Origin of the sequence: Noviherbaspirillum pedocola, assembly GCF_016632335.1 — a bacterium.
GTDB lineage: Bacteria > Pseudomonadota > Gammaproteobacteria > Burkholderiales > Burkholderiaceae_D > Noviherbaspirillum_A > Noviherbaspirillum_A pedocola.
Window position 1 is genome coordinate 1 of the sequence record NZ_JAEPBG010000019.1, and the last position, 24242, is coordinate 24242.

At 63.3% G+C, this 24242-nt stretch carries 20 protein-coding genes, 1 rRNA gene and 1 pseudogene; 17 read left to right on the forward strand and 5 right to left on the reverse strand.

Annotated elements, in window-relative coordinates; all coding sequences use genetic code 11:
- Nucleotides 1–188: 188 nt before the first annotated feature.
- Nucleotides 189–301: ribosomal RNA gene (gene rrf, locus JJB74_RS26885) — 5S ribosomal RNA — on the forward strand.
- Between the two features lie 196 nt (nt 302–497).
- On the opposite strand, the pseudogene JJB74_RS26890 reads toward rrf, so the two are convergent.
- A pseudogene (locus JJB74_RS26890) lies at nt 498–875 on the reverse strand (DDE-type integrase/transposase/recombinase); the annotation flags it as partial.
- A gap of 729 nt (nt 876–1604) precedes the next feature.
- On the opposite strand from JJB74_RS26890, the gene JJB74_RS26895 reads away from it, so the two are divergent.
- The 6 genes from JJB74_RS26895 to JJB74_RS26920 all read left to right on the forward strand — a co-directional run bounded on the left by JJB74_RS26895 (nt 1605) and on the right by JJB74_RS26920 (nt 9182).
- A complete protein-coding gene (locus tag JJB74_RS26895; RefSeq protein ID WP_234484898.1) occupies nt 1605–3764 on the forward strand; it encodes an HDOD domain-containing protein in 2160 nt (719 codons plus the stop codon).
- Between the two features lie 55 nt (nt 3765–3819).
- Nucleotides 3820–5976 (forward strand): putative bifunctional diguanylate cyclase/phosphodiesterase, encoded by a 2157-nt coding sequence (locus JJB74_RS26900; protein ID WP_325170184.1) that lies wholly within the window; start codon nt 3820–3822, stop codon nt 5974–5976.
- Nucleotides 5977–6003: 27 nt separating this feature from the next.
- The gene (locus tag JJB74_RS26905) at nt 6004–7149 is read left to right on the forward strand and encodes an SEL1-like repeat protein (protein ID WP_200597333.1); all 1146 of its coding nucleotides are present in this window, start codon (nt 6004–6006) and stop codon (nt 7147–7149) included.
- 112 nt (nt 7150–7261) lie between these two features.
- Entirely contained in the window at nt 7262–7588 is a 327-nt protein-coding gene (locus tag JJB74_RS26910) for an HPF/RaiA family ribosome-associated protein (protein WP_200597335.1), read from the forward strand.
- A gap of 26 nt (nt 7589–7614) precedes the next feature.
- Nucleotides 7615–8583 (forward strand): TerC family protein, encoded by a 969-nt coding sequence (locus tag JJB74_RS26915; protein ID WP_325170183.1) that lies wholly within the window; start codon nt 7615–7617, stop codon nt 8581–8583.
- An 86-nt stretch (nt 8584–8669) separates the two neighbouring features.
- Nucleotides 8670–9182, forward strand: coding sequence for a DUF2846 domain-containing protein (locus tag JJB74_RS26920; RefSeq protein WP_200597337.1), 513 nt, complete (start codon nt 8670–8672; stop codon nt 9180–9182).
- Here the strand turns inward: JJB74_RS26920 and JJB74_RS26925 are convergent.
- Nucleotides 9152–10720, reverse strand: a complete 1569-nt coding sequence (locus JJB74_RS26925; protein ID WP_200597339.1) for a class I adenylate-forming enzyme family protein — start codon at nt 10718–10720, stop codon at nt 9152–9154. The two genes, JJB74_RS26920 and JJB74_RS26925, sit on opposite strands and share 31 nt — an antisense overlap.
- A gap of 10 nt (nt 10721–10730) precedes the next feature.
- Nucleotides 10731–11945 (reverse strand): serine hydrolase domain-containing protein, encoded by a 1215-nt coding sequence (locus tag JJB74_RS26930; RefSeq protein ID WP_234484899.1) that lies wholly within the window; start codon nt 11943–11945, stop codon nt 10731–10733.
- 274 nt (nt 11946–12219) lie between these two features.
- Here JJB74_RS26930 and JJB74_RS26935 point away from each other — a divergent pair, with 274 nt between their 5' ends.
- The 6 genes from JJB74_RS26935 to JJB74_RS26960 all read left to right on the forward strand — a co-directional run bounded on the left by JJB74_RS26935 (nt 12220) and on the right by JJB74_RS26960 (nt 17529).
- The gene (locus tag JJB74_RS26935; protein ID WP_200597341.1) at nt 12220–12624 is read left to right on the forward strand and encodes a gamma-glutamylcyclotransferase family protein; all 405 of its coding nucleotides are present in this window, start codon (nt 12220–12222) and stop codon (nt 12622–12624) included.
- Nucleotides 12625–12697: 73 nt separating this feature from the next.
- Entirely contained in the window at nt 12698–14413 is a 1716-nt protein-coding gene (gene argS / locus JJB74_RS26940) for an arginine--tRNA ligase (protein ID WP_200597343.1), read from the forward strand.
- A gap of 21 nt (nt 14414–14434) precedes the next feature.
- Nucleotides 14435–15133 carry an SPOR domain-containing protein gene (locus JJB74_RS26945; protein ID WP_200597345.1) on the forward strand — a complete coding sequence of 233 codons (699 nt, stop codon included), beginning with the start codon at nt 14435–14437 and terminating at the stop codon, nt 15131–15133.
- 21 nt (nt 15134–15154) lie between these two features.
- Entirely contained in the window at nt 15155–15832 is a 678-nt protein-coding gene (locus tag JJB74_RS26950) for a thiol:disulfide interchange protein DsbA/DsbL (protein ID WP_200597347.1), read from the forward strand.
- Nucleotides 15833–15943: 111 nt separating this feature from the next.
- A complete protein-coding gene (locus tag JJB74_RS26955; protein WP_200597349.1) occupies nt 15944–16732 on the forward strand; it encodes an SDR family oxidoreductase in 789 nt (262 codons plus the stop codon).
- Entirely contained in the window at nt 16732–17529 is a 798-nt protein-coding gene (locus JJB74_RS26960) for a helical backbone metal receptor (protein ID WP_200597478.1), read from the forward strand. The genes JJB74_RS26955 and JJB74_RS26960 overlap by 1 nt, the downstream gene beginning before the upstream one ends.
- 15 nt (nt 17530–17544) lie before the next feature.
- On the opposite strand, the gene JJB74_RS26965 is transcribed toward JJB74_RS26960, so the two are convergent.
- Nucleotides 17545–17946, reverse strand: coding sequence for a hypothetical protein (locus JJB74_RS26965; protein WP_200597351.1), 402 nt, complete (start codon nt 17944–17946; stop codon nt 17545–17547).
- A gap of 266 nt (nt 17947–18212) precedes the next feature.
- Nucleotides 18213–19277, reverse strand: coding sequence for an MBL fold metallo-hydrolase (locus JJB74_RS26970; RefSeq protein WP_200597353.1), 1065 nt, complete (start codon nt 19275–19277; stop codon nt 18213–18215).
- A gap of 96 nt (nt 19278–19373) precedes the next feature.
- Between JJB74_RS26970 and JJB74_RS26975 the strand changes: the two genes are divergently transcribed.
- The 4 genes from JJB74_RS26975 to JJB74_RS26990 all read left to right on the forward strand — a co-directional run bounded on the left by JJB74_RS26975 (nt 19374) and on the right by JJB74_RS26990 (nt 24240).
- Nucleotides 19374–19799, forward strand: a complete 426-nt coding sequence (locus tag JJB74_RS26975; protein WP_200597355.1) for a MerR family transcriptional regulator — start codon at nt 19374–19376, stop codon at nt 19797–19799.
- A gap of 178 nt (nt 19800–19977) precedes the next feature.
- The gene (locus tag JJB74_RS26980; protein ID WP_200597357.1) at nt 19978–21162 is read left to right on the forward strand and encodes an isovaleryl-CoA dehydrogenase; all 1185 of its coding nucleotides are present in this window, start codon (nt 19978–19980) and stop codon (nt 21160–21162) included.
- A 54-nt stretch (nt 21163–21216) separates the two neighbouring features.
- Nucleotides 21217–23022: a bifunctional isocitrate dehydrogenase kinase/phosphatase gene (aceK, locus tag JJB74_RS26985; protein WP_200597359.1), complete on the forward strand. Its 1806-nt coding sequence runs from the start codon at nt 21217–21219 to the stop codon at nt 23020–23022.
- A gap of 36 nt (nt 23023–23058) precedes the next feature.
- Nucleotides 23059–24240 (forward strand): acetyl-CoA C-acyltransferase, encoded by a 1182-nt coding sequence (locus JJB74_RS26990; protein WP_200597361.1) that lies wholly within the window; start codon nt 23059–23061, stop codon nt 24238–24240.
- The last annotated feature ends 2 nt before the right edge of the window (nt 24241–24242 follow it).

Here is a 24242-nt window from a genome sequence, read left to right on the forward strand (position 1 = left end):
AATGCGTGCAGCTAACCAGTACTAATTGCCCGTGCGGCTTGTCCCTATAACCCTGAGCGGTTACAGGAGCGAGAAAGCGCGTAATGCCAAGTCGGCAATCACGCCCGCCATGTAGTAATACCGTCAAGACAAATCACTGCTTCTTCCGAATTGGGTGTCTTCCGTAACGAAGACACCGACAAGTCATGCCTGATGACCATAGCAAGTTGGTACCACCCCTTCCCATCCCGAACAGGACCGTGAAACGACTTTGCGCCGATGATAGTGCTGCAACCAGTGTGAAAGTAGGTCATCGTCAGGCAGTTATCCCGCAACACCCCCGCTGGCTCTCGCCACCGGGGGTGTTTGCCTTTGCGCGCTCGATTCGTCGTTTGTTAGGTGCGCATAAAGAGACGCGGTGAACGGGAGGCGCAGGAGAGAAAGCCGATTCATGTGGTTAGTGAAGGCCGTTAATGCTATGCGCGATACTGTTACGCCGCGGTGACCTGCTATCCAAATTAGTCCGAGACGGCCATGGAGTCTGCGGTTGAAAAACTTGCTGCAAATTCATCTCTGAACTTGGCAATGATGCTTTCAATATACGCATACTGCTGAAGCTTGCCTGGCTCGATGAAGCGCATCAGCAGTTGCTGAGGATAGGCCCACTCGTCGAATGCTTTGCCAGCGAACTCCGGTCCGTTGTCTACCGGCATTGAGCGCGGTAATCCCCGGCGTTCCGCCAACCGTTCGAGCACGCTGACCACGCGACGCCCCGGCAGTGAGGTATCCACTTCAATGGCCAGGCATTCCTTCGTGAAGTCATCCGCGATGTTCAGGTACCACAGCCGCCGTCCATCGACACAGCCGTCCGATACAAACTCCATCGACCAACTCTGATTTGGCGCCTGGGCGGTTACCTTGTCCTAGTGGACAATGTCGGCAATGCGGTTACGCTTTCGCCGACGAACTATCAATCCGGCTGCACGATATACCCGGTACGCGCACTTGCGAGTGATGCACATCCTTCTCCGTGCAGCATCCCATGCAGGCGCCGATAACCATGACGCCGCTTCTGTCCTGCCAGCGCCGTGAGTCGCTCAGTCAATTCCATATCGCTGGGTCGCTTCGACTCATCGCGATATGTAGTACGTTTCACCGCTGATGCCGTACTTCCGGCAGACTTCAGCAACCTTCATGCCAACTTCTTCTTCACTCAAACCCCGGCTATCTGCTCTTCCGCGAATCGCTCCTTCATACCAGAAGTGTCGTGCAGAAGGCGAAATGTCCCCAAGGATAAAGCGGTAATCAGCAGGCCGGCTGCCCGCCGCGCACAGCCCATGCCGTTTGCTTGACTCAGCATGCCTTCGTGCCATTCCGGCTGCCCTTAGTCCTCGTCACAAAAGTTTATGTAATGAAACAGTTCGAAACTGTGTACGATTAGCAGCACTTAGTTGATTGGATGCAAGTTATTGATGATATTATTTACAAGAAATAACGGTGTTGACGTGCGTTAAGGAATAATACGAGGCGCCCCAAATGGCCGATATCCGGCCTTCTTTTGCGGGTTCAGTGCCGCGAGAACGGGTAGCGACGTCTGGCGTGGCGGCGAAAATAGCAAATAAAAAATGCAGCGATCAGAATTGGACATCCGCAAAAGACTGGAAGCGATACGTCTGCCGACGATGCCGCAGGTCTTGCTCAAGCTGATGCAGCAGTGCCAGGACGAAAATGCCGGCATGAGCGAACTCGCGCTGCTGATCAGCCAGGATCCCGGCCTTGCGGGAACGGTTTTGACTGCCGCGAACAGCTCCGCCTATCACCGCAACGGCGGCCGTAAACCGAGTATCGAACAAGCTTTGATGACACTCGGTACCGACATGGTGAAGACCCTGGTGATCAGCGAATCGGTCTTCCAGATGTTCAACGAGTTTTCCCGTCCGGGTGCAATCGATCTGCGTGGGTTCTGGAAGCACTCGCTGAGCGCCGCGTGCCTCGCACGCGCCCTTGCGCAACGTATCCAGCATCCGCACGCGGAAGAAGCTTACCTGGCCGGACTGTTGCACGATGTCGGCCGTCTGGCATTGCTGGCCGCGGCGCCGCAGGAGTACGCCGTGAACTTTCATGCGTATGACGATGCCAAGCTGTGCTGGGTAGAGCAGCGCACCTTGCAAATGAACCATGCCGAGGCGGGCGCCTGGCTGGTCGGCAGGTGGAAGCTCGATTCCTTCCTTGCCGACAGTATTCAATATCATCACGAGCCCACCGAGCGCCTGCTGAATGCACATCCGCTGATCCGTATCGTCACGCTCGCCCACCTGCTTTCCACGCCCGAAGCCAACGAAGAAGCGCTGGCCGATGCCGGCCGGCTGTGTGAATTGACAGTAGAAGAACTTGCAGGCTTGCGCGACAGGGCGGCATCGCAGGTAGAAAAGGCCGCGAGCATGCTCGGCATCGACCTTGCTGGCGCAGACGATATCCCGGCGCAGGCCGCCTATGTGCCGCCGCAGTCGGCGGCTGGCCAGGACGTGATGCAGGATCAGTTTGGCGAAGAGATGCGCAACATGGTGCTGGCAACCAGCATCGGTCGTACGCTCGGGCGCCAGACCGATCAGAACGGATTGCTGGAAACCCTGGTGCGTTCCGCATCGATCCTGTTCGGCTTCGACCAGGCCGTCGTGCTGCTGACCGAGCGCCAGGAGCGACGCATGCGCGGCATACCCGGCGAAGGTCAGCCACGCCGTCTGGCGGAATTCTCGGTATCGCTGCAGCCCGGCGGACGCCTGGGCGACGCGGCCTTGAACCGTCGCATCGCAGTGATTCACCGCAACGGCAACCTGCTGGATTTGGCCGAGGAACAATTGCTGGGCATGCTGTCCTCCGAATGCCTGGTCTGCCTGCCGCTGATCGAGAATGGCGAATGCGTCGGCATGCTGATCGGCAGCACTGGCGAAGCGCGCGCCGCCGAGCTGCAGGCGCGTGAACGGCTGTTGCTGACCTTCGGCGCCCAAGGCGCGAAAGCGCTGCAGCAGATGCAGAACATCGCCGCGGAGCTCGATAGCCGGGTCAAGGAAGTCGCGCAGGAATACCAGGCGGCGACGCGCCGGGTGGCGCATGAAGTGAACAATCCGCTATCCATCATCAAGAATTACCTCGGCATCCTCGACGGCAAGCTGCGCCGCCAGGACATGGTCGTCAACGAAGTCTCGATCCTGCATGAAGAGATCGACCGTGTCGGTCAGATCGTGCGCGAACTGGCGAATCTGCAGCCAGCGCCAAGCGATGCCGGCGTGGAGATCGGGCGCGTTGTGCGGGACGTGGTCAAGCTGTTCCAGGAGACCGAATTCCTGCCGCCCAAGGTCAACATTCACCTGATGCTGCAGAGCGCGCCGAGCGAAGTCGAAGCCAGCGCCGACACCATCAAGCAGATTCTGATGAATCTGCTCAAGAACGCGGTCGAGGCGCTGCCCCATGGCGGCGATATCGAAATTGCCGACCATGGAACCGTCAACCGTGACGGCAAGCTGTATGTGGAACTGAGCCTGCGCGACAACGGCCCCGGCATGCCGCAGCATGTGCTGGCTGGGCTGTTCTCGCCGGTGAAGAGCACCAAGCCGGGCGCCAACCGCGGCTTGGGCCTGTCCATCGTGCACGGCCTCGTCTCCAAGCTCAATGGCATGATTTTGTGCCGCAGCAATGGCGGCGGAACGACTTTCGAAATACTGCTGCCATTGCGTACCCGGACCGATGCGCCATCCGCCGCAGCGGCCGCCCCCGATACCCTGTGACGTGAGCAAGAATGTGAGCGCCGACAATTTCCCTTCGCTGCCCGGCCTGGATGCCGTGTCCGCGGACAGCGTAGCGGCCGACCAGCCAGCGCGCCTGCTGCTGGTGGACGATGAGCCGCGGCTGCTGGCGAGCCTGCATGCGCTCCTCGAAGACGAAGGACATGAGCTGCATACCGCGAGCTGCGGTCGCGATGCGGTGGCGCTGCTGGATGCGCACCATTTCGATTTGGCCCTTCTGGATCTGCGCCTGCCGGACATCAGCGGCCACCAGATCATGGACGTCATCAACCGCAAGGGACTGGATACCAGCATCATCATCCTGTCCGGCGAGACTGGCATTGAAGGCGCGATCGGCGCCTTGAAGCGCGGCGCCTATGATTATCTGCGCAAGCCGTACAGCCGCGAGGAATTGCTCAACACCGTCGCCAATGCGCTGCGCCAGCGCCGCCTGGAGGCGGAAAACCGTCGCATCGCGCGTCAGCTCGATCGTTCCGAAAAGCTGTATCGCTACCTCGTCGACAGTTCTCCGGACATCATCTACACCCTGAACGAGGAAGGGCGCTTTTCCTTCGTCAACGACCGGGCGCAGCAGGTGCTGGGGCTGGAGCGCGAACAGCTCATCGGCAACCACTATTCGGTGCTGATCCATGACGAAGACCTGGATCGCGCCTACTACGTCTTCAATGAACGCCGCGTCGGCGAACGCGCCACCCGCAACGTGGAGCTGCGGCTCAAGGCAGCCAATGGCCGCGAATCCAATGCGGTCTTCGAGAACTCTGTGGTCACGCTGTCCTTCAATTCGATGGGCATGTACGTCAATGGCAAGGACGCGCCCGAGCCCGGATTCTTCGGCACCTACGGCGTGGCGCGCGACGTCACCGAGCGCAAGCGCGCCGAGGAGATGATCTCCTATCAGGCGTATCACGATGTGCTGACCGATCTGCCGAACCGCACGCTGTTCCGCGACCGGCTGTCGATGGCCATCCTGCAGGCCAAGCGCAAGGAGCACGAGCTGGCGGTAATGTTCATCGACCTGGACCGCTTCAAGCTCGTCAACGACACCCTCGGCCATCTGCGCGGTGACGAATTGCTGCAGCAGGTCGCATCGCGGCTGAAGAACAGCATGCGCCAGGGCGATACGCTGGCGCGCCTCGGCGGCGACGAATTCACCATCTTCCTGCCCGAGCTGCAGAACCGGCACGACGCCACCGTGGTTGCGGACAAGTTCCTCGAAACCCTGCGCGCGCCCTTTGAGCTCGCCGGGCAGCAGGTGCATATCTCGGCCAGCATCGGCATCGCCGTCTATCCGCACGACGGCGAAACCATCGATGAATTGCTGTGCCATGCCGACATGGCGATGTACCAGATCAAGGCTGAGGGCAAGAACGGCTACAGCTTCTACGATCCGGCGATGCAGGAAGCTTCATACCAGAAGATCACGCTGGAGCAGAGCCTGCGCAAGGCGCTGGACGGCGGCGAGCTCGAGATGTTCTACCAGCCGCAGATCGATGCGCGCACCGGCCGCATCGTCGGCGCCGAAGGGCTGATGCGCTGGCACCATCCCGAGCGCGGCCTGCTGACCGCCGGCGAGTTCCTGCCCTTCGCCGAGGAAAACGGCCTGATGATCCAGATCAGCGACTGGATGCTCGAAGCGCTGTGCCGCGATGTCGCGCAATGGAACCGCATTCATATCGACCCGGTGCGGCTGTCCCTGAACGTCTCGCCGCAATACCTCGACCGGGGCAATTTCGTGCCGAAGCTGCAGGCGGCGCTGGCGCATTACGACATCCCGCCGAGCCAGATCGAGATCGAGGTCACCGAGAACATTTGCATCCGTAATCCGCAGCATGCGGCCGAGCAGTTGCACAAGCTTGGCGAGATCGGCGTATCGGTGGCGATCGATGATTTCGGCACCGGCTATTCCTCGCTGTCGTATCTGCATCGCTTCCCGGTCAACACCATCAAGATCGATCAATCCTTCATCCGCGAGATCCACCAGGCCGATGCGCATTACCCGGTGGTGCTGGCGATCATCTCGATCGCCAAGGGCCTGGGCCTGAACGTGGTGGCCGAAGGCGTCGAGACGCCAGCCCAGGCGGCTTATCTCGAACATTCCGGCTGCACGCTGATGCAGGGCTACCTCTATCACAAGCCGCTGTCCGGCTCGCAATTCCTGCAGCTGCTTTACCGGAGCGCCGCGCGACGCGCCTAGCGCAGGAAGCGCGCAGAGAGAGTCCAGATGCAGCCCATCCCCCCGCAAGACGCCGGCAACGCGCCCGACCATGACAGCTACGACGCCGACGAGGAAAACCGCCTCGGCATGATGTACAGCAGCGGCGAAGGCGTGCCGCAGGACTGGGCGCAGGCCAAGTACTGGTTTCGCCGCGCCGCGGAAAAGGGCCATGCGAACGCGCAGTTCAACCTCGGCGTCATCTACGGCAACGGCAGGCGCACGCAGGACTATGCGCATGCGCTGCTCTGGTATCGCAAGGCGGCGGCGCAGGGGCATCCGAAGGCGCAGTTCAATCTCGGCCTGATGTACGGCAATGGCCAGGGCGTGCCGCAGGATCATGCGCAGGCGCGCGCCTGGTACACCAGCGCGGCCGAGGCCGGTCACGCCGGTGCGCAGAACAATCTCGGTCTCATCTATGTGAACGGGCTGGGCGTGGCGCCGGACCCGGCCGCGGCGTTGCACTGGTTCAGCCTGGCGGCGGCGCAGAACGATGCCGCCGCGCAGAACAACCTCGGCATGATGCATGGCGCCGGCAAGGGCACGACGCAGGATCATGCGCAAGCCGCGCAGTGGTATCGCAAGGCTGCCGATGCCGGCTATGCGCTGGCGCAGACCAATCTTGCCGCGCTGTATGAGAACGGCCAAGGCGTGCCGGCCGACATGGACCAGGCGCTGGCCTGGTATCGCCGCGCCGCCGAAGGCGGTTCCACGCGCGCCCAGTTCCGCATGGCCCAGATCTACGACGGCGGCGAAGGCGTGGCGCGCGATGCGGCGCAGGCGATCACCTGGTATTGCCGCGCTGCCGAAGGCGGCCATGTGGAAGCGCAGTTCCGGCTCGGACTGCGCTATGACAATGGCCAGGATGTGCGCCGGGATGCGGCGCAGGCGCTGTCCTGGTACCGGCGCGCGGCCGAGGGCGGCCATGCGCGCGCGCAGTTCAATGCCGGCGTGATGCATGCGCAGGGCGAAGGCGCCGAGATGGATCTGGTGCAGGCCTGGGTCTGGCTGGACCGCGCCGCCCACCGCGACGTCGAAACGGCCGCGCGTGCCAGACGCGAAGCGGAGTCGCGCATGAGCCCGGAACAGATGGCCCGGGCGCGTGAGCTGGCGCAACAGGGCGCGCGCCCGGCAAGCGAGGGCTCCGGTGCTTGATACTTCTGTTTTTACGAAGTTAACGCCAAACTAACTCTCGTTTTAACGGCGAATCCAAACTCCTATAGTGACTCCGCAGCCCACGCAGGCTGCCAACCACCAAGGAGGAAATATGAGAATCGCCATCCACTCCCCCAGTTTCAACCTCACTGCCGCGCTGCAGGAGCACACCCTCGAGCGTTTGCGCCTGGCGCTGTCGCACGCGCGGCACCGCGTACGCCGAGTCACGGTACGGCTGCGCGATCTGAACGGCCCGCGCGGCGGTATCGACAAGCAATGCGGCATTCATGTCGCCATCGACGGGGTCGGCGACGTGGTCGTCGCGGAAAAGGACCGTGATCTGTACGCGGCAATCGCCCGGGCTGCCGAGCGCCTTGGCCGCGGTGTCACGCGCCGCATCCGCCAGAAACGGCAGCGCACAGCGCCGCCGCGGTTCTAAAGCCCTGGCGCGAAGCGGAGAATGCCATGTCAGGCCTGGAAACCATCGCCACGATCCCGATGTGGATCGGCTTCATTCTCTTCGTCATTGTCATGCTGGTCATCGACATGGCCGTGCTCGGCGGACGCCATGCGCACCGCGTCTCGACCAGGGAAGCGCTGGGCTGGTCGATCGCCTGGTTCGCGCTGGCGCTGCTGTTCAACCTGCTCTTGTGGTGGCATCTCGATGGCACCGCCGGGAGGGAGGTGGCAAACCGGATAGGGCTGGAATTCTTTTCCGGCTATCTGATCGAGAAATCGCTGTCGGTGGACAACATCTTCGTGTTCCTGATGCTGTTCAGCTATTTCGCAGTGCCGCCGGAATTCCAGCGCCGGGTGCTGCTGTACGGCGTGATCGGCGCGATCGTGATGCGGGCAATCATGGTCTTGCTCGGCGCCTGGCTGATCAGCCAGTTCAGCTGGATCCTGTATCTGTTCGGCGCCTTCCTGCTCGTAACCGGCGTGAAAATGCTGGTGTTCGCCAACCAGAAACCGGATCTCGATGCCAATCCGCTATTGCGCTGGATGCGCAGTCATATCCGGATAGCGGATGGTTATCACGGTGAGCGATTCTTTGTCCTGAAGAACGGGCTGCGCTTCGCCACGCCGCTGTTCCTGGTATTGGTGCTGATCGAATTCACCGACCTGGTATTCGCGGTGGACAGCATTCCGGTCATCTTTGCGATCACCAGCGATCCGTTCATCGTGTTCACGTCGAACATGTTCGCGATCATGGGCTTGCGCGCGCTGTATTTCCTGCTGGCGGACATGGCCGACCGCTTTCACTACATGAAGTACGGGTTGGCGCTGGTGCTGGTATTCATCGGCGCGAAAATGATTGCCGGCTACTGGGTGCATCTGTCGGTCGGCATCTCGCTGGCGGTGGTGGGCGCGATCCTGCTGGTCTCGGTACTGCTCAGCCTGCGCCTGACCGCGCCGCGCCAGCGCGCCGGATAAGCGGCCACTTCGATCAGGCAGGCAACCTCGAGGCGGGGAATGCCACATACGGGACTCCTTTTTCGGAGTCCCTTTTCTTTCCCACCATGAAATCCCCACTTCTCCAATTCACCCTGGCATGCCTGCTGGCGATCGTGCTCATCACCGCCAGCAGCAAGCGTCCGGCCGGATCGGTCTTTGTTGACCTGGCGCCGACCACCGCCGACCGCGCCGACGTCTATCTGTATCGCGGTCATGCACTCGCTGCCATCGGCGATGCCTTCACCGTGCGCGTCGATGGTCAGCGTGTCGGCATGCTGCACGACGCTTCGTATCTGCAGCTGTCGATGTCGCCGGGGCAGCATCGCCTCGAAGTCGCGCCCGGCGGCATTGCCGAGCCGGTTACCATCGATGTGGCTGCCGAGGCCGGCAGCCGCGCTTTCTATGAATTCCGCTTTCCCACCGGTTTGGCGATGCGGCCATCTTTCCCGGATGCCGCCATCGTGCAAATCGACCGCGATGCCGCGCTGGCGGCGCTGCCGCGCCTGCATGGCAGCGCGAGCGCATCGCCGCGCCCGACCCAGGCCGCTTACCTCGCCGGCCTGACTTCATCCCCGTAGCGGTCGCGCAATTCCCGTTTCAGCACCTTGCCGATCGCGCTGCGCGGCAGACTGTCGATGAAGCGCAGCGCGGACAAGCGCTGGGTTTTGCCGACCTGCGCATTGAACCAGTCCAGGAGCGCCGCTTCGGACAGGCCCGAGCCGCCGCGTTTGACCACCCAGGCCACCGGCGTTTCGCCCCAGGCTTCGGACGGCACGCCGACCACCGAGGCATCGGCCACATCCGGATGCTGGCGCAGCACCACTTCCAGGTCGCTCGGATAAATATTGAAGCCGCCGGAGATGATCATGTCCTTCTTGCGGTCCAGCAGTGTCAGGAAACCCTCGGCATCGAAGCGGCCCATGTCGCCGGTGCGGATGAAGCGCTTGCCCTCGGGGGAATGCCATTCGGCTTCGGCGGTTTTCTCCGGCTGGCGGTAATAGCCGCTCATCATCGCGCCGGAATGGCCGACCACTTCGCCGATTTCGCCCGGCGCCGCTTCTCGGCCCGCCTCGTCGATGAGGCGGATGTCATGTTCCGGCGCTGGCTTGCCGACGGTATGCAGCTTGTCCGGATGATTGTGCGCTTCCAGGATGCAGGTGCCGCCGCCTTCGGTCATGCCGTAGTACTCGATCAGCCCGCCGGGCCAGCGCTTGAGGATGTCCGCCTTCAACACGGCGGAAAACGGCGCGCTGGTGCAGAACTTCATGCGGAAGGACGACAAGTCGTGGCGGTCGAAGTCCGGATACGCCATCAGCCGCTGGTACTGCACCGGCACCAGCATCGCGTGTGTAGCACGGTGCTTTTCGGCCAGCGCCAGCCAGGCGCCGGCATCGAACTTCGCCATCAGCACCGCGGTGCCGCCCAGCGCCACGGTCGGGAAAAAGCTCACCAGCGTCGTGTTCGAATAGAGCGGGGTGGAAACCACCGTCACCGCGTCCGGGCCATAGCCATTCATCGTGCCGCGCCGCACATGCATCCAGCGCATCGAATGCGGCTGGGTGATGCCCTTCGGCGTGCCGGTGGTGCCCGAGGAATAGATGATGTTGAAAATCCAGTCCAGTTGAATGTCGACTGCCTGCGGCCTGGCGCCGGGCGCGGCCAGCCAATCGTTCCAGCCCGGGCTGGCGCTGCCGTCCAGGCGAACGATGGTCGCGCGCACCTCGTTCATCGCCGGCGCCAGCGTTTCGGCGCTCGCGGCGTCCAGGAACAGCAGCTTTGCTTCGCAGTCACCGATCATCAAAGCCAGGCTGGCCGCGGTGGACGAGGGTGCAAGCGGCGCGACGGCAACGCCGGCGCGCAGTGCGCCGAGAAACAGCGCCGCGTATTCGATCGAGCTGCCGGCGCAGATCGCGATGGCATCGCGCGCGGCCACGCCATCGCGCTGCAGCGAGGCAGCCACGCGGTCCATCAGCGCATCGAGTTCGGCATAGCTGACGACGCGCTCGTCCTGCACCAGCGCCGGGTGCGAGGGGCGCGCTTCGGCATGGAAATGGATCAGGTCGGCAATGGTGCCGAAGGGCGCTTCGAGGAGCGTATCGAGGGATTGGAGGTTCATGCGGTACTCCTTACAGCGCGGCGTAGACGAGGTTGCGGAATTTCTGGCGGTAATGCGAGCGCTGTTCAGGTGCCTGCATCAGGAAGATGGCGATCAGGTCTTCTTCAGGATCGATCCAGAAATAGGTGCCGGCCAGGCCGCTCCAGTTGAAATCGCCAACCGAGCCCGGCACGATGGACGCGCCCGGCGCAGTGCGCACCGCGAAGCCGAGGCCGAAGCCATAGCCCTGTCCCGGCAGATATTCCGTGCCGGAGCGCGCTTGCGGCAAATCGCTCAGATGGTCGCTCGCCATGTAGCGCACCGTCTTGCGCGACAAGAGGCGCACGCCGTCGAGCTCGCCGCCATTGGCCAGCATCCGGGCGAAGCGCAGATAGTCATGCACGGTCGAGACCATGCCGCCGCCGCCGGACAGGAAGGACGGTTTGTTGCACGCATCGAGCAGCCGCACCTTGGCGCCGGTCACCGGGTCAACCGGAAAGGCTTCGGCGATGCGATGCTGCTGCTCCTGCGGCACCCAGAAACCGCTGTCCTTCATGCCCAGCGGCTGCAGGATGTGCCGGTCCAGCCATTCATCCAGAGCCATGCCGCCGACGCGCTCGATCAGCGCACCCAGTACATCAGTGGAGCGGCTGTATTCCCACACCGTGCCCGGCTGATAGGCCAGCGGCACGGTCGCCAGCTTTTTCACCAGCTCGGCATTCGTGATGTTGCGGCTTTCGATGCCGGCATCGCGGTAGCAGGTTTTCACCATCGACTCGCCGAACACGCCGTAGGTCAGGCCCGAGGTATGGCGCAGCAGGTCCTGCACCGTCATTTCGCGCTGCGCATCGACGAGTTGCAGCGCCGGCTTGCCGTTGGCGTCGCGGATCTCGACGCCGACCTGCGGCCGGCCGATTTCCGGCAGATAGGTCGACACCGGCTCGCTGATCAGCAGCCGACCCTGTTCGGCCAGCATCATCACGCCGACCGACACGATCGGCTTGGTCATCGAATAGATGCGGAAGATGGTATCCATCGCCATCGGCTTGCCGGCCGCGGCATCCTGCATGCCAAGCGCGGCCTCGTGCACGACTTCGCCGTGGCGGGCGACCAGCATCACCGCGCCGGGAATGCGGCCGGCGTCGATATCGGATTGAATGACCTGGTTGAGAAGTTGAAGGCGCGCCGCATCCATGGATGCGGCGCCGGCGGCCGTCTGTCGCGGCGCGTTCTGGCTGGGATTCATGTGTCTCCGTCGGGGAAAGTGCGACGATTATTGTAACGATTGCCGAACATTCCGGTTTGGCGACATCACAAGAGCCGACGCGGTATCACTGTGCGGCAGGGCGAAGAGGCGCCACGCCTAAGAAAATGGCGTCGCCCCTGCGAAAGCCACCAAAGGAATCGGAGAAAATCCGGCACACTCCGTGCTTCGAACGGGGGATCGCACATGAATAGTGCGGCGGGAAAGATGCGCATCCCGCATCCGCCTGGCACCTTTAATCAGAGAAAGTCGAGCAATGCCTGCACAACATGTTTTTACCTATGGATCCCTGATGTTCCCCGAAGTCTGGAACCGCGTCGTGCGCGGCCGCTACCAGTCCTGCCCGGCGCGGCTGGAAGGCTATCGGCGCCATGCGCTGACCGACGTCAGCTACCCGGCCATCGTGGCCGAGTCCGGCGCGGAGGTCGAAGGCGTGCTTTACCTTGACGTGGATGCCGCCGACCTCGCCCGGCTCGATGCCTTCGAAGGCGCGGAATACCGGCGCGCTGCGGTGCCGGTGTCGACCGCATCGGGCGCCGCAACGGCGCAGACCTATGTATGGCTGGATGCGACGCGGCTGGCGCACCGGCCCTGGCTACCCGAGCGCTTTTCGATTCCCGCGTTCCTCGGCGCTTATCCGCCAGCGAGCCTCCTGGAGTGATGAAGCGCAACGAGGCCCTTGTATAATCGGGCCTTTTGCGCATTCGCGGGCTCCTCCCGCCTTTCCGAACACCATGCTAGCCAGACAAAAGAACCAGATCATCAGCCTGTTCCGCAACGCGCTCGCGCCTTTAGTCGCCGGCACCGACCTGCAACCGAATGTGGTGCTGGAGCGTCCGCGCGATGCGGCGCACGGCGACGTGGCCTGCAACATCGCCATGCAGCTGGCCAAGCCGCTGAAGAAGAATCCGCGCGAACTCGCGACCTTTCTGGTCAACGCGGTATTGGCCGACCCGGCGCGCGCCGGGCTGATCGAGACGCTGGAAATCGCTGGCCCCGGCTTCATCAACATGCGCTTGTCGCCGGCGGCGCGCCAGGCAGTGGTCGCCGAGATCCTGAAATCCGGCGATGCCTACGGCAGCAGCGACATGGGCCGCGGTGAACGGGTGCTAGTGGAATTCGTGTCGGCCAATCCGACCGGTCCGCTGCATGTCGGCCACGGTCGCCAGGGCGCGCTCGGCGATGCGATGTCGGCGCTGCTGCAATCGCAGGGCTATGACGTCACCCGCGAGTTCTATTACAACGACGCCGGCGTGCAGATCGCCAACCTCGCACTGTCGGTGCAGGCCCGGGCCCGCGGCCACAAGCCGGGCGACGCCGCCTGGCCCGAGAGCGCCTACAACGGCGACTACATTGCCGACATCGCGCGCGACTTTCTGGCCAAGGACAGCATCGGTGGCGTATCCGCCAGCGGCGACGCCGAAGACCTGGAATCGATCCGCGCCTACGCCGTTGCCTATCTGCGCCGCGAGCAGGACCTGGATTTGACCGCCTTCGGCGTGCGTTTCGACAACTACTATCTCGAATCCTCGCTGTACACCGACGGCCGCGTCGAGCGCGCGGTGAAGGCGCTGGTCGACGCCGGCAAGACCTACGAGCAGGATGGCGCGCTGTGGCTCAGGAGCACCGACTACGGCGACGACAAGGACCGCGTGATGCGCAAGTCCGACGGCAACTACACCTACTTCGTGCCGGACGTGGCTTACCACATCACCAAGTGGGAGCGCGGTTACAAAAAGGCGATCAACGTCCAGGGCAGCGACCACCACGGCACCATCGCCCGCGTGCGCGCCGGCCTGCAGGCGGTCGGCATCGGTATTCCTCAAGGCTTCCCGGACTATGTGCTGCACAAGATGGTCACCGTGATGCGCAACGGCGAGGAAGTGAAGATTTCCAAGCGCGCCGGCTCCTATGTCACGCTGCGCGATCTGATCGAATGGTCCGCCGGCGACACGCCGGAAAGCGCGCCGCGCGACCTGACCCGCGGCCGCGACGCGGTGCGCTTCTTCCTGATCTCGCGCAAGGCCGACACCGAGTTCGTGTTCGACGTGGACCTGGCGCTGGCGCAGTCCGACGAAAACCCGGTGTACTACGTGCAATACGCGCATGCGCGCATCTGCTCGGTGCTGGCGCAATGGGGCGGCGATGAAGCGCAACTGGCGGGAGTCGACACCGCGCCGCTGACCGCGCCGCGCGAAACGCTGCTTCTCACCAAGCTGGCCGAATACCCGGAAGCGTTGCAGAAGGCGCTGGAGGAACTCGGTCCGCATCAGGTCGCCTTCTATCTGCGCGACCTCGCCGGCGAACTGCACAGCTACTACAATGCCGAGCGCGTGCTGGTGGACGATGTCCCCACGCGCATGGCACGCCTGGCACTGCTTCTCGCCACCCGCCAGGTGTTGAAGAATGGACTGTCGCTGCTCGGCGTGTCTGCGCCGGCGCGCATGTGAGTCCGTCGCAATCGAGGGAGTATGAATCACTACAGAAACAGCCAGGCCGGCGGCACCGTTGTCGGCCTGATCATTGGCCTGATCATCGGCCTGGGCATCGCCGTCGGCGTGGCGCTGACCATCAAGAACACGCCGCTGCCATTCACCAACAAGATCGGCAAGGGAGATCGCGCCGACAAGACCGCCACCGCGCCGCCAGCCGTGCCGCCGGCGCCATCCGCGCCCGCCGCGCAGGCGCCGGGCGCGCTGCCTGATCCGAACCGGGCGCTGTACGGCAACCGCGACGCCGCCCGCCAGGCGGCCAAGGACGTGCCGCGCAAGAGCGAGGAGCAGAAGGCCGCCGACGACGAGCTCGAAGCCAAGATCCAGGAAGCGCAGCGCGAAGCCGCCGCGCGCGATGCGGCCAAGGCAAAAGCAGCCGCTGCCGCCAAGCCGCCAGTGATCGACAAGTCGCTGACCGACAAGGGCGACGCGCCGGATGAGAAATTCACCTATTATCTGCAGGCCGGCGCATTCCTCGATCAATCCGATGCCGAGAATGCGAAAGCCAAGCTGGCCCTGATGGGCTTGTCGGCTACGGTATCCGAACGAAAGACCGACAATGGTGTCTTGTATCGGGTACGCGTCGGTCCTTACGGCAAGGTGGAGACTGTCAATCGGGTGCGCAGCCGGCTCAGCGACAATGGCGTCGATGTTGCCGTGGTGCGCGTCCCCAAATAACCGAACGGAAAAGGAATGGCAATGCGTTTCATGAAACACGCGCTGGCGGCAGTCAGCTTCGGCATGGCAGCGATGATGGCGCACGCTACACCGCAGGCACCGGTCAATGGCACTGATTACCGTACGCTGGCAACGGCCGAGCCGACCGAAGCGCCGGCCGGCAAGGTCGAGGTGATAGAGTTCTTCTGGTACAACTGCCCGCACTGTTTCGCGCTCGATCCAAAGCTCACCGAGTGGGTGAAGAAGGAAGGCAATGCGATCGCCTTCCGCCGCGTGCCGGTGATGTTCCGTCCCAACTTCGTGCCGCAGCAAAAGCTCTACTACGCGCTGGAAGCGATGAACCGCCTGGACCTGCATGAAAAGGTATTCAACGCGATCCACGCCGAGCGCAAGCCGATCAATACCGATAAGGAAATCATCGACTTTATCGCCGCCCAGGGCGTGGACCGTGCCAAGTTCACCGAAGTCTTCAATTCCTTCGGCGTGCAGGCCAAGGCGCGGCGCGCGGCGCAATTGCAGCAGGATTACAAGATCGACGGCGTGCCGACGCTGGCCATCGGTGGCAAGTACATGACCTCGCCGTCCATCGTCGGCGAAGGCATGGGCGGCAATCAGCCAGAGCCGAAGCTGCATGAGGCCGCGCTGCAGGTGGCGACCTTCCTGGTCGACAAGACTGCAAAAGAAGGCGGCAAGAAGTAAGCCGCTGTCACAGTTCCCCTTGACGCATTACCGCAAGGCCCGCTGCTCATTCGAGCGCGGGCCTTGCGCTTGTTGGGGCGGATTCCGGTCGAGCATTCAGAGGAAGCAAACATGAAACGGGTATTCATCACCGGCGCATCCAGCGGCCTGGGCGAAGCGCTGGCTGCCGAATACGCGGCGCGCGGCGCGCTGCTCGGATTGGTCGCGCGCCGCGGCGACACGCTCGCGGAACTGGTGAGCCGCCTGCCCGGTAGCGGTCACCGCGTCTATGCGCTGGATGTCACCGACCATGCAGCGCTGGCCGCGGCGGCCGCCGACTTTCTCGCCAGCGCGGGCGGCATCGACGTGGTGATCGCCAACGCCGGCATTTCCGCCGGCACGCTGACCGGCATAGCGGAGGACCTGCGCGCCTTCGAGCGCATCCTGGCCATCAATGTCACCGCAATGATGGCCACCTTCGCGCCCTTCATCGAGCCGATGCGGCGCCAGGCCGCGGCCGGCGAACGCGGCTGCCGCCTGGTCGGCATTGCCAGCGTGGCCGGCATTCGCGGTTTGCCGGGCGGCGCCGGCTACAGCGCATCGAAGGCTGCGGTCATCAGCTATTGCGAATCGCTGCGTCTGGAAATGCGCCCATTCGGCGTGCGCGTGGTGACCATCGCGCCGGGCTATATCGATACGCCGATGACCCGCTCCAACCGCTATCCGATGCCCTTTCTGATGAGCGCTTCACGCTTTGCCGCGCGGGCGGTGGCGGCAATCGAAGCCGGGGTCAGCTACCGGGTCATTCCCTGGCAGATGGGCATCGTGGCCAAGCTGCTGCGTCTGCTGCCGAATCCGCTGTACGACCTGCTGTTCACCCATGCGCCGCGTAAGGCACGCCACGGCGCGGAGGGCGCGTGATGACCATCGATGCCATCGGCGCCGCGCATCCACCGATCGCGCCGGGCGAGGCAGTGCGCATCGTGTCGCTGGTGCCTTCGATTACTGAATTGCTGTGCGCGCTCGGACTTGCGCCGCTGCTTGTCGGCCGCACCGGGTTTTGCGTGCATCCGCGCGAAACGCTCGCTGCGGTGCCGAAGGTCGGTGGCACCAAGGATGTGAACGTGGAAAAAATTCGCCAGCTGGCGCCGACACACCTGGTGGTGAACATCGACGAAAACGATAAGCCGGTCGTCGACGCGCTGGCCGCGTTCATTCCGCATGTGATCGTCACCCATCCGCTGGCGCCGCGCGACAACCTGGCGCTGTACCGGCTCTTGGGCGGCATCTTTCGTGCGCATGAACGGGCCGAGACGCTGTGCGCCGAATTCGAGGCGGAATATGCGGCGTTCGGGGCGTTGCAGCCAGCACCCGAACGCCGGGTGTTGTACTGCATCTGGCAGGACCCGTGGATGACGGTATCGCGCGACACCTATATCGCGCGCATGCTCGAACTGATCGGCTGGCGGCAGTGGCAGGCAGCTTCGCCAAGCGCGCGTTATCCGGTATTCACCTGGTCCGATAACCTGTGTGCGGAAATCGACGAAGTGCTGTTATCGACCGAGCCGTACCGCTTCACCGAAACGCATGCCGATGCGCTGGAGCGACAGATCGGCAAGCCGGTGCGGCTGGTGGATGGCGAGATGCTGTCTTGGTATGGCAGCCGCGCGGTAGCGGGATTGCGCTATCTGCGCGCGCTGCGGATGGAGGATGCCTGAAGGCGGGTAGGCGCTTCAGGTCTTCTGGCGATTGAGCCGCACCAGCATGCGGATCATTTCACGCGCGATGGTCTGGTATTGCTCGTCCAGGCGCTGCAGATCGGCGATGAGCTTGACGTCGGCCGAATCGAAGCGCGAAGCCGGATCGCCCCCCGCCTTCTGGCTTTCATCGCCGCCAAAGCGCAGCCATTCGGCTGGCACGCCCAGCCACTGCGCCAGCGTGCGCAGCTTTTCCTGGGTCGGAATCGCTTCACCGACCAGCCATTTGCGCGCGGCGTGAACAGTAATGGGACGTCCGGTAAAACGGACATTGAACTCTCGGGCCAACTGCGTTGGGCTATCAGGAGAGTAATCGGCATTCCGCAGCGCCTGTTGCAGACGGCTGCTGAAGTCTTCGCGTTCGATAGAGGCTTTCATTGGGGCAAACTATTCCATGTTGGAGCATGACAGTCAGTCTTTTTGCAACGTAAACTTTACGTTCTCATACACGCGTGACCAGCGCAAAAAAACCGACCGCCCTAGGGCAAGGGGCTGAAAAGATTCCTGTTTTTAACTATAGGGAGCTTGTGCGGTAGAAGGCAATGTTTGACTTCCGGTTATTTGCGCAAAGTCGAACATCGAACGAGTAAACCTTCTTTTTCCATTTCGACTGTCCACATCCAGCCTCGGCGCTGCCGCATTTCTCAGTTTTGCCGGAAGCGCAGTACGCCATCCGCATCGATCTGTCGCGACAGGCGGCCATCGAACCAGAGCTTGTGCAGGTGCGCGAGCGCTTCGCCCATCGCAAAGCTGATCTGATGCGAATCCAGCGCACGCGGAAACATCACCGGCAGGATGTCAGCGGCGGAACGCGGCACCTGGCAGGCGTCCATGACTTCTTCCAGTCGGGCCGCGTGATGCTCGTTCAACTGCCTGATGCGCGTATGCAGACCACGGAACGGTTTTCCGTGCGAAGGCAGCACGAGCACATCGTCCGGCAGCGGCGAGAATCGTTCCAGGGAATCAAGGTATTCCTGCACCGGGTTGGCTTCCGGCTCGATCGCGAACACCGAGACGTTCGTCGAGATGCGCGGCAAAACCATGTCGCCGGCGATCAGCAGATTGCGCGTGGCGTTGTACAGCGCCGCATGTTCCGGCGAGTGACCGAAGCCAGTAATCACCTGCCAATCGCTGCCGCCGATCGCCACCGTCTGCCCGTGCTGCAGGCGGCGATACGATTCCGGCACTTTCGGCACCAGTGTCGCGTAATAGCGGCGGCGCGCGCCGAGCTGCTCGAGCATGTCCTCGTCGGTCAGCCCGTGGCGGCGGAAGTGCGGCACCATCGCCGTGCCTTCCACGCCGGGCAGCGCCGCCGTCATCATCCGGGCGAAGCTGTATTCGCCGGCCGTCATCCACAGCGGCACGTCCCAGCGTTCGCACAGCCAGTCCGCCAGGCCGACGTGGTCGGGGTGGCAGTGCGTTACCAGCACCCGCAGAACCGGCAGGTCGCGCAGGTGCGTGGCGAAGATCTGCTCCCAGGCCGCACGCGTGGCGTCGCTGGAAATGCCGGTGTCGATAATCGTCCAGCCACGGCGCGGACCATCGTCGGTATGCAGCTCGTCTTCCAGCAGCCAGAGATTGATATGGTTCAGCGCGAACGGCAGTCCCATGCGCAGCCACAGCAGGCCGGGAGCGACTTCCATGACCGAGCCGGTTTCAGGCAGGGCGTCGCCCCAGGGGTAGTCGAGTTGTGCTTCAAGCGGATTCATGACGGATTCACATTTGCGGCATCGCTGCCTACAATGCGATTGACGTTTACGTAAACCGCACATTCTAGGCGAGCCTGTTGTTTTTTGCTAACCCTTATGCCCACTTATACGATTACCGAACTTGCCCGGGAATTCGACATCACACCGCGCGCGATCCGCTTTTATGAAGACCAGGGCTTGCTCAGTCCGAGCCGGGAAGGCGCGGGCGGACGTACCCGGGTGTATTCGGCGCGCGAGCGCACCCGGCTGAAACTGACGCTGCGCGGCAAACGGCTCGGGCTGACGCTCTCCGAGATCAAGAGCCTGGTCGACATGTACGAGTCACCGAAGGATTCCAGCGCGCAGCTGAACCGCTTCCTCGAAGTGCTGGCGCGGCACCGCGAAGCGCTGGAACAGCAGCGCGAGGACATCGACGTGACGCTGGCGGAGATCGCATCGCATGAGGAACGCTGCCGGCAGATGCTGGACGGCGGTGGATGTGCGGCGGATGAGGAAGGCAAGCCACAGACGGAGGATGCGTAGGGCCTGCTTCGCCCACGCGGTTGTTCGATCAACGCGTGGGCGCAGCAGGCCCTACGATAAATATCAACTTGTTCACTTACGTTTACGTTAACGTCAAAGCATCGTACTATCCGCCGCACCCGACCCGGCCACGGTCCGCGCCGCGGCGTCATCCAACAGACCATCCTCGGAGACATCCATGATCGACTTGCCCGGCCTGACCTTTGACCATGGCGAAGACATCGCCGCGCTGCGCGCCACGGTGCAGCAATTCGCGCGGGAACAGATCGCGCCGCGCGCCGCCGAGATCGATATCAGCGACCAATTCCCGATGGACCTGTGGAAGAAGATGGGCGAACTCGGCCTGCTCGGCGTGACGGTGGACGAGGAATACGGCGGCACCGCCATGGGCTACCTCGCCCACATCGTCGCCATGGAAGAAATCTCGCGCGCCTCGGCCTCGGTCGGCCTGTCCTACGGCGCGCATTCCAACCTGTGCGTGAACCAGATCCGCCGCAACGGCAGCGAAGAGCAGAAGCGCAAATACCTGCCGAAGCTGATCTCGGGCGAGCACATCGGCGCGCTGGCGATGTCCGAGCCGAATGCCGGCTCCGACGTGGTCAGCATGCGGCTGCGCGCCGACAGGCGCGGCGACCGCTATGTGCTCAACGGCAGCAAGATGTGGATCACCAATGGCCCCGACGCCGACGTGCTGGTGGTCTATGCCAAGACCGACCCCGACGCCGGCGCGCGCGGCATGACCGCCTTCCTGATCGAAAAGAACTTCCCCGGCTTCTCGGTCGCGCAAAAACTCGACAAACTCGGCATGCGCGGCTCGCATACCGGCGAACTGGTATTCCAGGATTGCGAAGTGCCGGAAGCGAATATCCTTGGCGGCGTAGGTCGCGGGGTGAATGTGCTGATGTCCGGCCTGGACTTCGAACGCACCGTTCTTTCCGGCGGACCGCTCGGCATCATGAGCGCCTGCATGGACGTGGTCGTGCCCTACGTGCATGACCGCAAGCAGTTCGGCCAGGCCATCGGCGAATTCCAGCTGATGCAGGGCAAGCTGGCCGACATGTATTCGACGATGATGGCCTGCCGCGCCTACGTCTACGCGGTCGGCCAGGCCTGCGACCGGGCAAAGACGCCGGACGCGATCCGCGCACTCAGGAAGGACGCTGCCGGCGCCATCCTGTATTCGGCGGAAAAGGCGACCTGGATGGCAGGCGAGGCGATACAGGCGCTCGGCGGCAACGGCTACATCAATGAATACCCGGTGGGCCGGCTGTGGCGCGACGCAAAGCTGTACGAGATCGGCGCCGGCACCAGCGAAATCCGCCGCATGCTGATCGGCCGCGAATTGTTCGGCGAAACCTGCTGATCGCGAGCCGCTTCACTGCGCCGACCGATCGCCGTCATCCATGCCCATCGCGCAATGACCACGCCAGCCTTTCCCAAGCTGTTGTCGTCGCAGATCGCCTACGACATCGCGCGCACCATCCTCGATGGCTTCGACAAGCATTACCGGCTGTTCCGCGACACCAGCAGCCTGGGCAAGCGCCATTTCGAGGCCAGCGACTGGATCCTGCTGCAGCAGACCGCGCGCGAACGCATCGGCTTCTATGACCACCGCGTGCATGAATGCGTGCAGCTGCTCGAAGACGACTATGCGCCCGAGGACCTGTCCGACCATGTCTGGCGCGAAGTGAAGCTGCATTACATCGGCCTGCTGACCGATCACAAGCAGCCGGAACTGGCCGAAACCTTTTTCAACTCGGTGTGCTGCAACATCCTGCACCGCACCTACTTCAACAACGACTTCATCTTCGTGCGCCCGGCGGTGTCCACCGAATACCTGGAGCCGGACGAGCCGACACCGGTATATCGCGTGTATTACCCGGGCGGCGACGGCCTGCGCGCCACCCTGAAGCGCATCCTCACCAACCTGCAGCTTGCCTGCCCGTTCGCCGATCTCGACCGCGACGTGGCGCTGGTGGAGCAGCGCATGCTCGACCAGCACGGCGATGCGCCCCTGGAGCCGAATCACCAGATCCAGGTGCTGGCCAGCCTGTTCTACCGCAACAAGGGCGCCTACCTGGTCGGCAAGCGCATCAATGGCAACCGCGACTATCCGTTCGTCGTGCCCATCCTGCATGACGACAACGGCGCGCTGTATCTCGACACCGTGCTGTGCGACCGCGCGCAGATCACCGTGATGTTTTCCTTCACCCGCGCGTACTTCCTGGTCGACATGGAAGTGCCCTCGGCCTATGTGCGCTTTTTGCGCACGCTGATGCCGAACAAGCCGCGCAGCGAGCTTTACACCATCCTCGGCCTGCAGAAGCAGGGCAAGGCCTGCTTCTACCGCGACTTCCTGCACCACCTGCGCTATTCCTCCGACCGCATCGACATCGCGCCCGGCATACGCGGGCTGGTAATGACGGTGTTCACGCTGCCGTCGTTCCCGTATGTGTTCAAGGCCATCAAGGATGTGATCCCGGCGCCGAAGGACACCACGCGCGCGCTGGTGAAGGAAAAGTACCTGCTGGTGAAGAACCATGACCGCGTCGGCCGCATGGCCGACACTTTGGAATACTCGAACGTCGCCTTTCCGCGCGCGCGCTTTTCCGAGACGCTGCTGGCCGAGCTCAAGGCGGTCGCGCCGTCCATCGTCGAGGAAGACCGCGACCAGATCATCATCCGCCACCTCTACATCGAGCGGCGCATGATGCCGCTGAACCTGTGGCTGACCAACGCCGACCGCACAAACGACGAAGCCGCGCTGGAACACGGCGTGATCGAATACGGCAACGCGATCAAGGAACTGGTAGCGGCCAACATCTTCCCCGGCGACATGCTGTACAAGAACTTCGGCGTTACCGGCCACGGCCGTGTCGTGTTCTACGACTACGACGAAATTGAATACATCACCGACTGCAACTTCCGCGCGATCCCCGAGCCGCGCAACGAGGAGGAAGAAATGGCGAGCGAACCCTGGTATCACGTCGGCAGGAACGATGTGTTTCCCGAGCAGTTCGCGCGCTTCTTGCTCGGCAATCCGCGTGTGCGCCGCGCTTTCATGCAGCATCACGCCGACCTGCTCACGCCGCAGTACTGGCAGGCGAAGAAAGAGCGCATCCTCGCCGGCTATGTCGAAGACGTGTTTCCGTATCCGCAGTCGGTGCGCTTTCACCAGTACCGCAAACCGGCCAGCGCCGCACCGGCAGCCCGGGCCGCCTAGAACGTCTGCACAGAGATCACCAAGAGGAGAGACATCATGAACGACCCCATTGTCATCGTCGGCGCCGCGCGCACCCCTATGGGAGGCTTCCAGGGCGACTTCGCCTCGCTGTCGGCCAGCGACCTGGGCGCGGTTGCGATCCGCGCCGCGGTCGAACGTGCCGGCATTGCGCCGGAAAAGGTGCAGGATGTCCTGTTCGGCAACTGCCTGATGGCGGGCCAGGGCCAGGCGCCCGCGCGCCAGGCCGCGATCAAGGCCGGCATCCCCGTTTCGGCCGGCGCGGTCACGCTGTCGAAGATGTGCGGCTCGGCGATGCAGGCCGTGATCTTCGGCCACGACTCCATCATCGCCGGCACCAACGACATCGTCGTGGCCGGCGGCATGGAATCGATGACGAATGCGCCCTACCTGATCCCGAAGGCGCGCGGCGGCTACCGCATCGGCCACGGCATGCTGTACGACCACATGATGCTCGACGGCCTCGAGGACGCGTATGAAAAGGGCCGCGCCATGGGCACCTTCGCCGAGGAATGCGTCGCGCAATACCAGTTCAGCCGCGAGGAGCAGGATGCGTATGCAATCGAATCGGTGCGGCGCGCGCAGGTAGCCGGCAGCAACGGCGGCTTCGCCTGGGAAATCGCGCCTGTTACCGTGCCGGGTCGCGGTGGCGACGTGGTCATCGACAAGGACGAAGGTCCGCTGAAGGCCAAGCCCGAGAAGATTGCAGGCCTCAAGCCCGCCTTCAAAAAGGACGGCACCATCACCGCCGCGTCCTCGTCCTCGATCAACGATGGCGCGGCCGCGCTGGTACTGATGCGGCAGTCCATGGCACGCGAACTGGGCGCCGCGCCGATTGCGCGCATCGTCGGCCATGCCCGGCATTCGCAGGCGCCGAACCTGTTCACCACCGCGCCCGGCGGCGCGATTGCGAAGCTGTACCAGAAGACCGGTTGGAACACGGCCGAGGTCGACCTGTTCGAAGTCAACGAAGCCTTCGCCGCAGTGGCCATGGCCGCGATGCGCGACCATGGCATCGCGCATGAGCGCATCAACGTGCACGGCGGCGCCTGCGCGCTGGGCCATCCGATCGGCGCTTCCGGCGCGCGCATCCTGGTCACGTTGATGGGCGCGCTGAAGGAGCGTGGCGGCCGGCGCGGCGTGGCTTCGCTGTGCATCGGTGGCGGCGAAGCGCTGGCGATGGCCATCGAGATGATGTGATG

Bases quoted from the DNA above. Each gene is read 5' to 3' on its own strand.
- JJB74_RS26895 (WP_234484898.1), top strand. From the start codon at position 1,605: ATGCAGCGATCAGAATTGGACATCCGCAAAAGACTGGAAGCGATACGT.
- JJB74_RS26905 (WP_200597333.1), top strand. From the start codon at position 6,004: ATGCAGCCCATCCCCCCGCAAGACGCCGGCAACGCGCCCGACCATGAC.
- JJB74_RS26910 (WP_200597335.1), top strand. From the start codon at position 7,262: ATGAGAATCGCCATCCACTCCCCCAGTTTCAACCTCACTGCCGCGCTG.
- JJB74_RS26915 (WP_325170183.1), top strand. From the start codon at position 7,615: ATGTCAGGCCTGGAAACCATCGCCACGATCCCGATGTGGATCGGCTTC.
- JJB74_RS26920 (WP_200597337.1), top strand. From the start codon at position 8,670: ATGAAATCCCCACTTCTCCAATTCACCCTGGCATGCCTGCTGGCGATC.
- JJB74_RS26925 (WP_200597339.1), bottom strand. From the start codon at position 10,720: ATGAACCTCCAATCCCTCGATACGCTCCTCGAAGCGCCCTTCGGCACC.
- JJB74_RS26930 (WP_234484899.1), bottom strand. From the start codon at position 11,945: ATGAATCCCAGCCAGAACGCGCCGCGACAGACGGCCGCCGGCGCCGCA.
- JJB74_RS26935 (WP_200597341.1), top strand. From the start codon at position 12,220: ATGCCTGCACAACATGTTTTTACCTATGGATCCCTGATGTTCCCCGAA.
- argS (WP_200597343.1), top strand. From the start codon at position 12,698: ATGCTAGCCAGACAAAAGAACCAGATCATCAGCCTGTTCCGCAACGCG.
- JJB74_RS26945 (WP_200597345.1), top strand. From the start codon at position 14,435: ATGAATCACTACAGAAACAGCCAGGCCGGCGGCACCGTTGTCGGCCTG.
- JJB74_RS26950 (WP_200597347.1), top strand. From the start codon at position 15,155: ATGCGTTTCATGAAACACGCGCTGGCGGCAGTCAGCTTCGGCATGGCA.
- JJB74_RS26955 (WP_200597349.1), top strand. From the start codon at position 15,944: ATGAAACGGGTATTCATCACCGGCGCATCCAGCGGCCTGGGCGAAGCG.
- JJB74_RS26960 (WP_200597478.1), top strand. From the start codon at position 16,732: ATGACCATCGATGCCATCGGCGCCGCGCATCCACCGATCGCGCCGGGC.
- JJB74_RS26965 (WP_200597351.1), bottom strand. From the start codon at position 17,946: ATGAAAGCCTCTATCGAACGCGAAGACTTCAGCAGCCGTCTGCAACAG.
- JJB74_RS26970 (WP_200597353.1), bottom strand. From the start codon at position 19,277: ATGAATCCGCTTGAAGCACAACTCGACTACCCCTGGGGCGACGCCCTG.
- JJB74_RS26975 (WP_200597355.1), top strand. From the start codon at position 19,374: ATGCCCACTTATACGATTACCGAACTTGCCCGGGAATTCGACATCACA.
- JJB74_RS26980 (WP_200597357.1), top strand. From the start codon at position 19,978: ATGATCGACTTGCCCGGCCTGACCTTTGACCATGGCGAAGACATCGCC.
- aceK (WP_200597359.1), top strand. From the start codon at position 21,217: ATGACCACGCCAGCCTTTCCCAAGCTGTTGTCGTCGCAGATCGCCTAC.
- JJB74_RS26990 (WP_200597361.1), top strand. From the start codon at position 23,059: ATGAACGACCCCATTGTCATCGTCGGCGCCGCGCGCACCCCTATGGGA.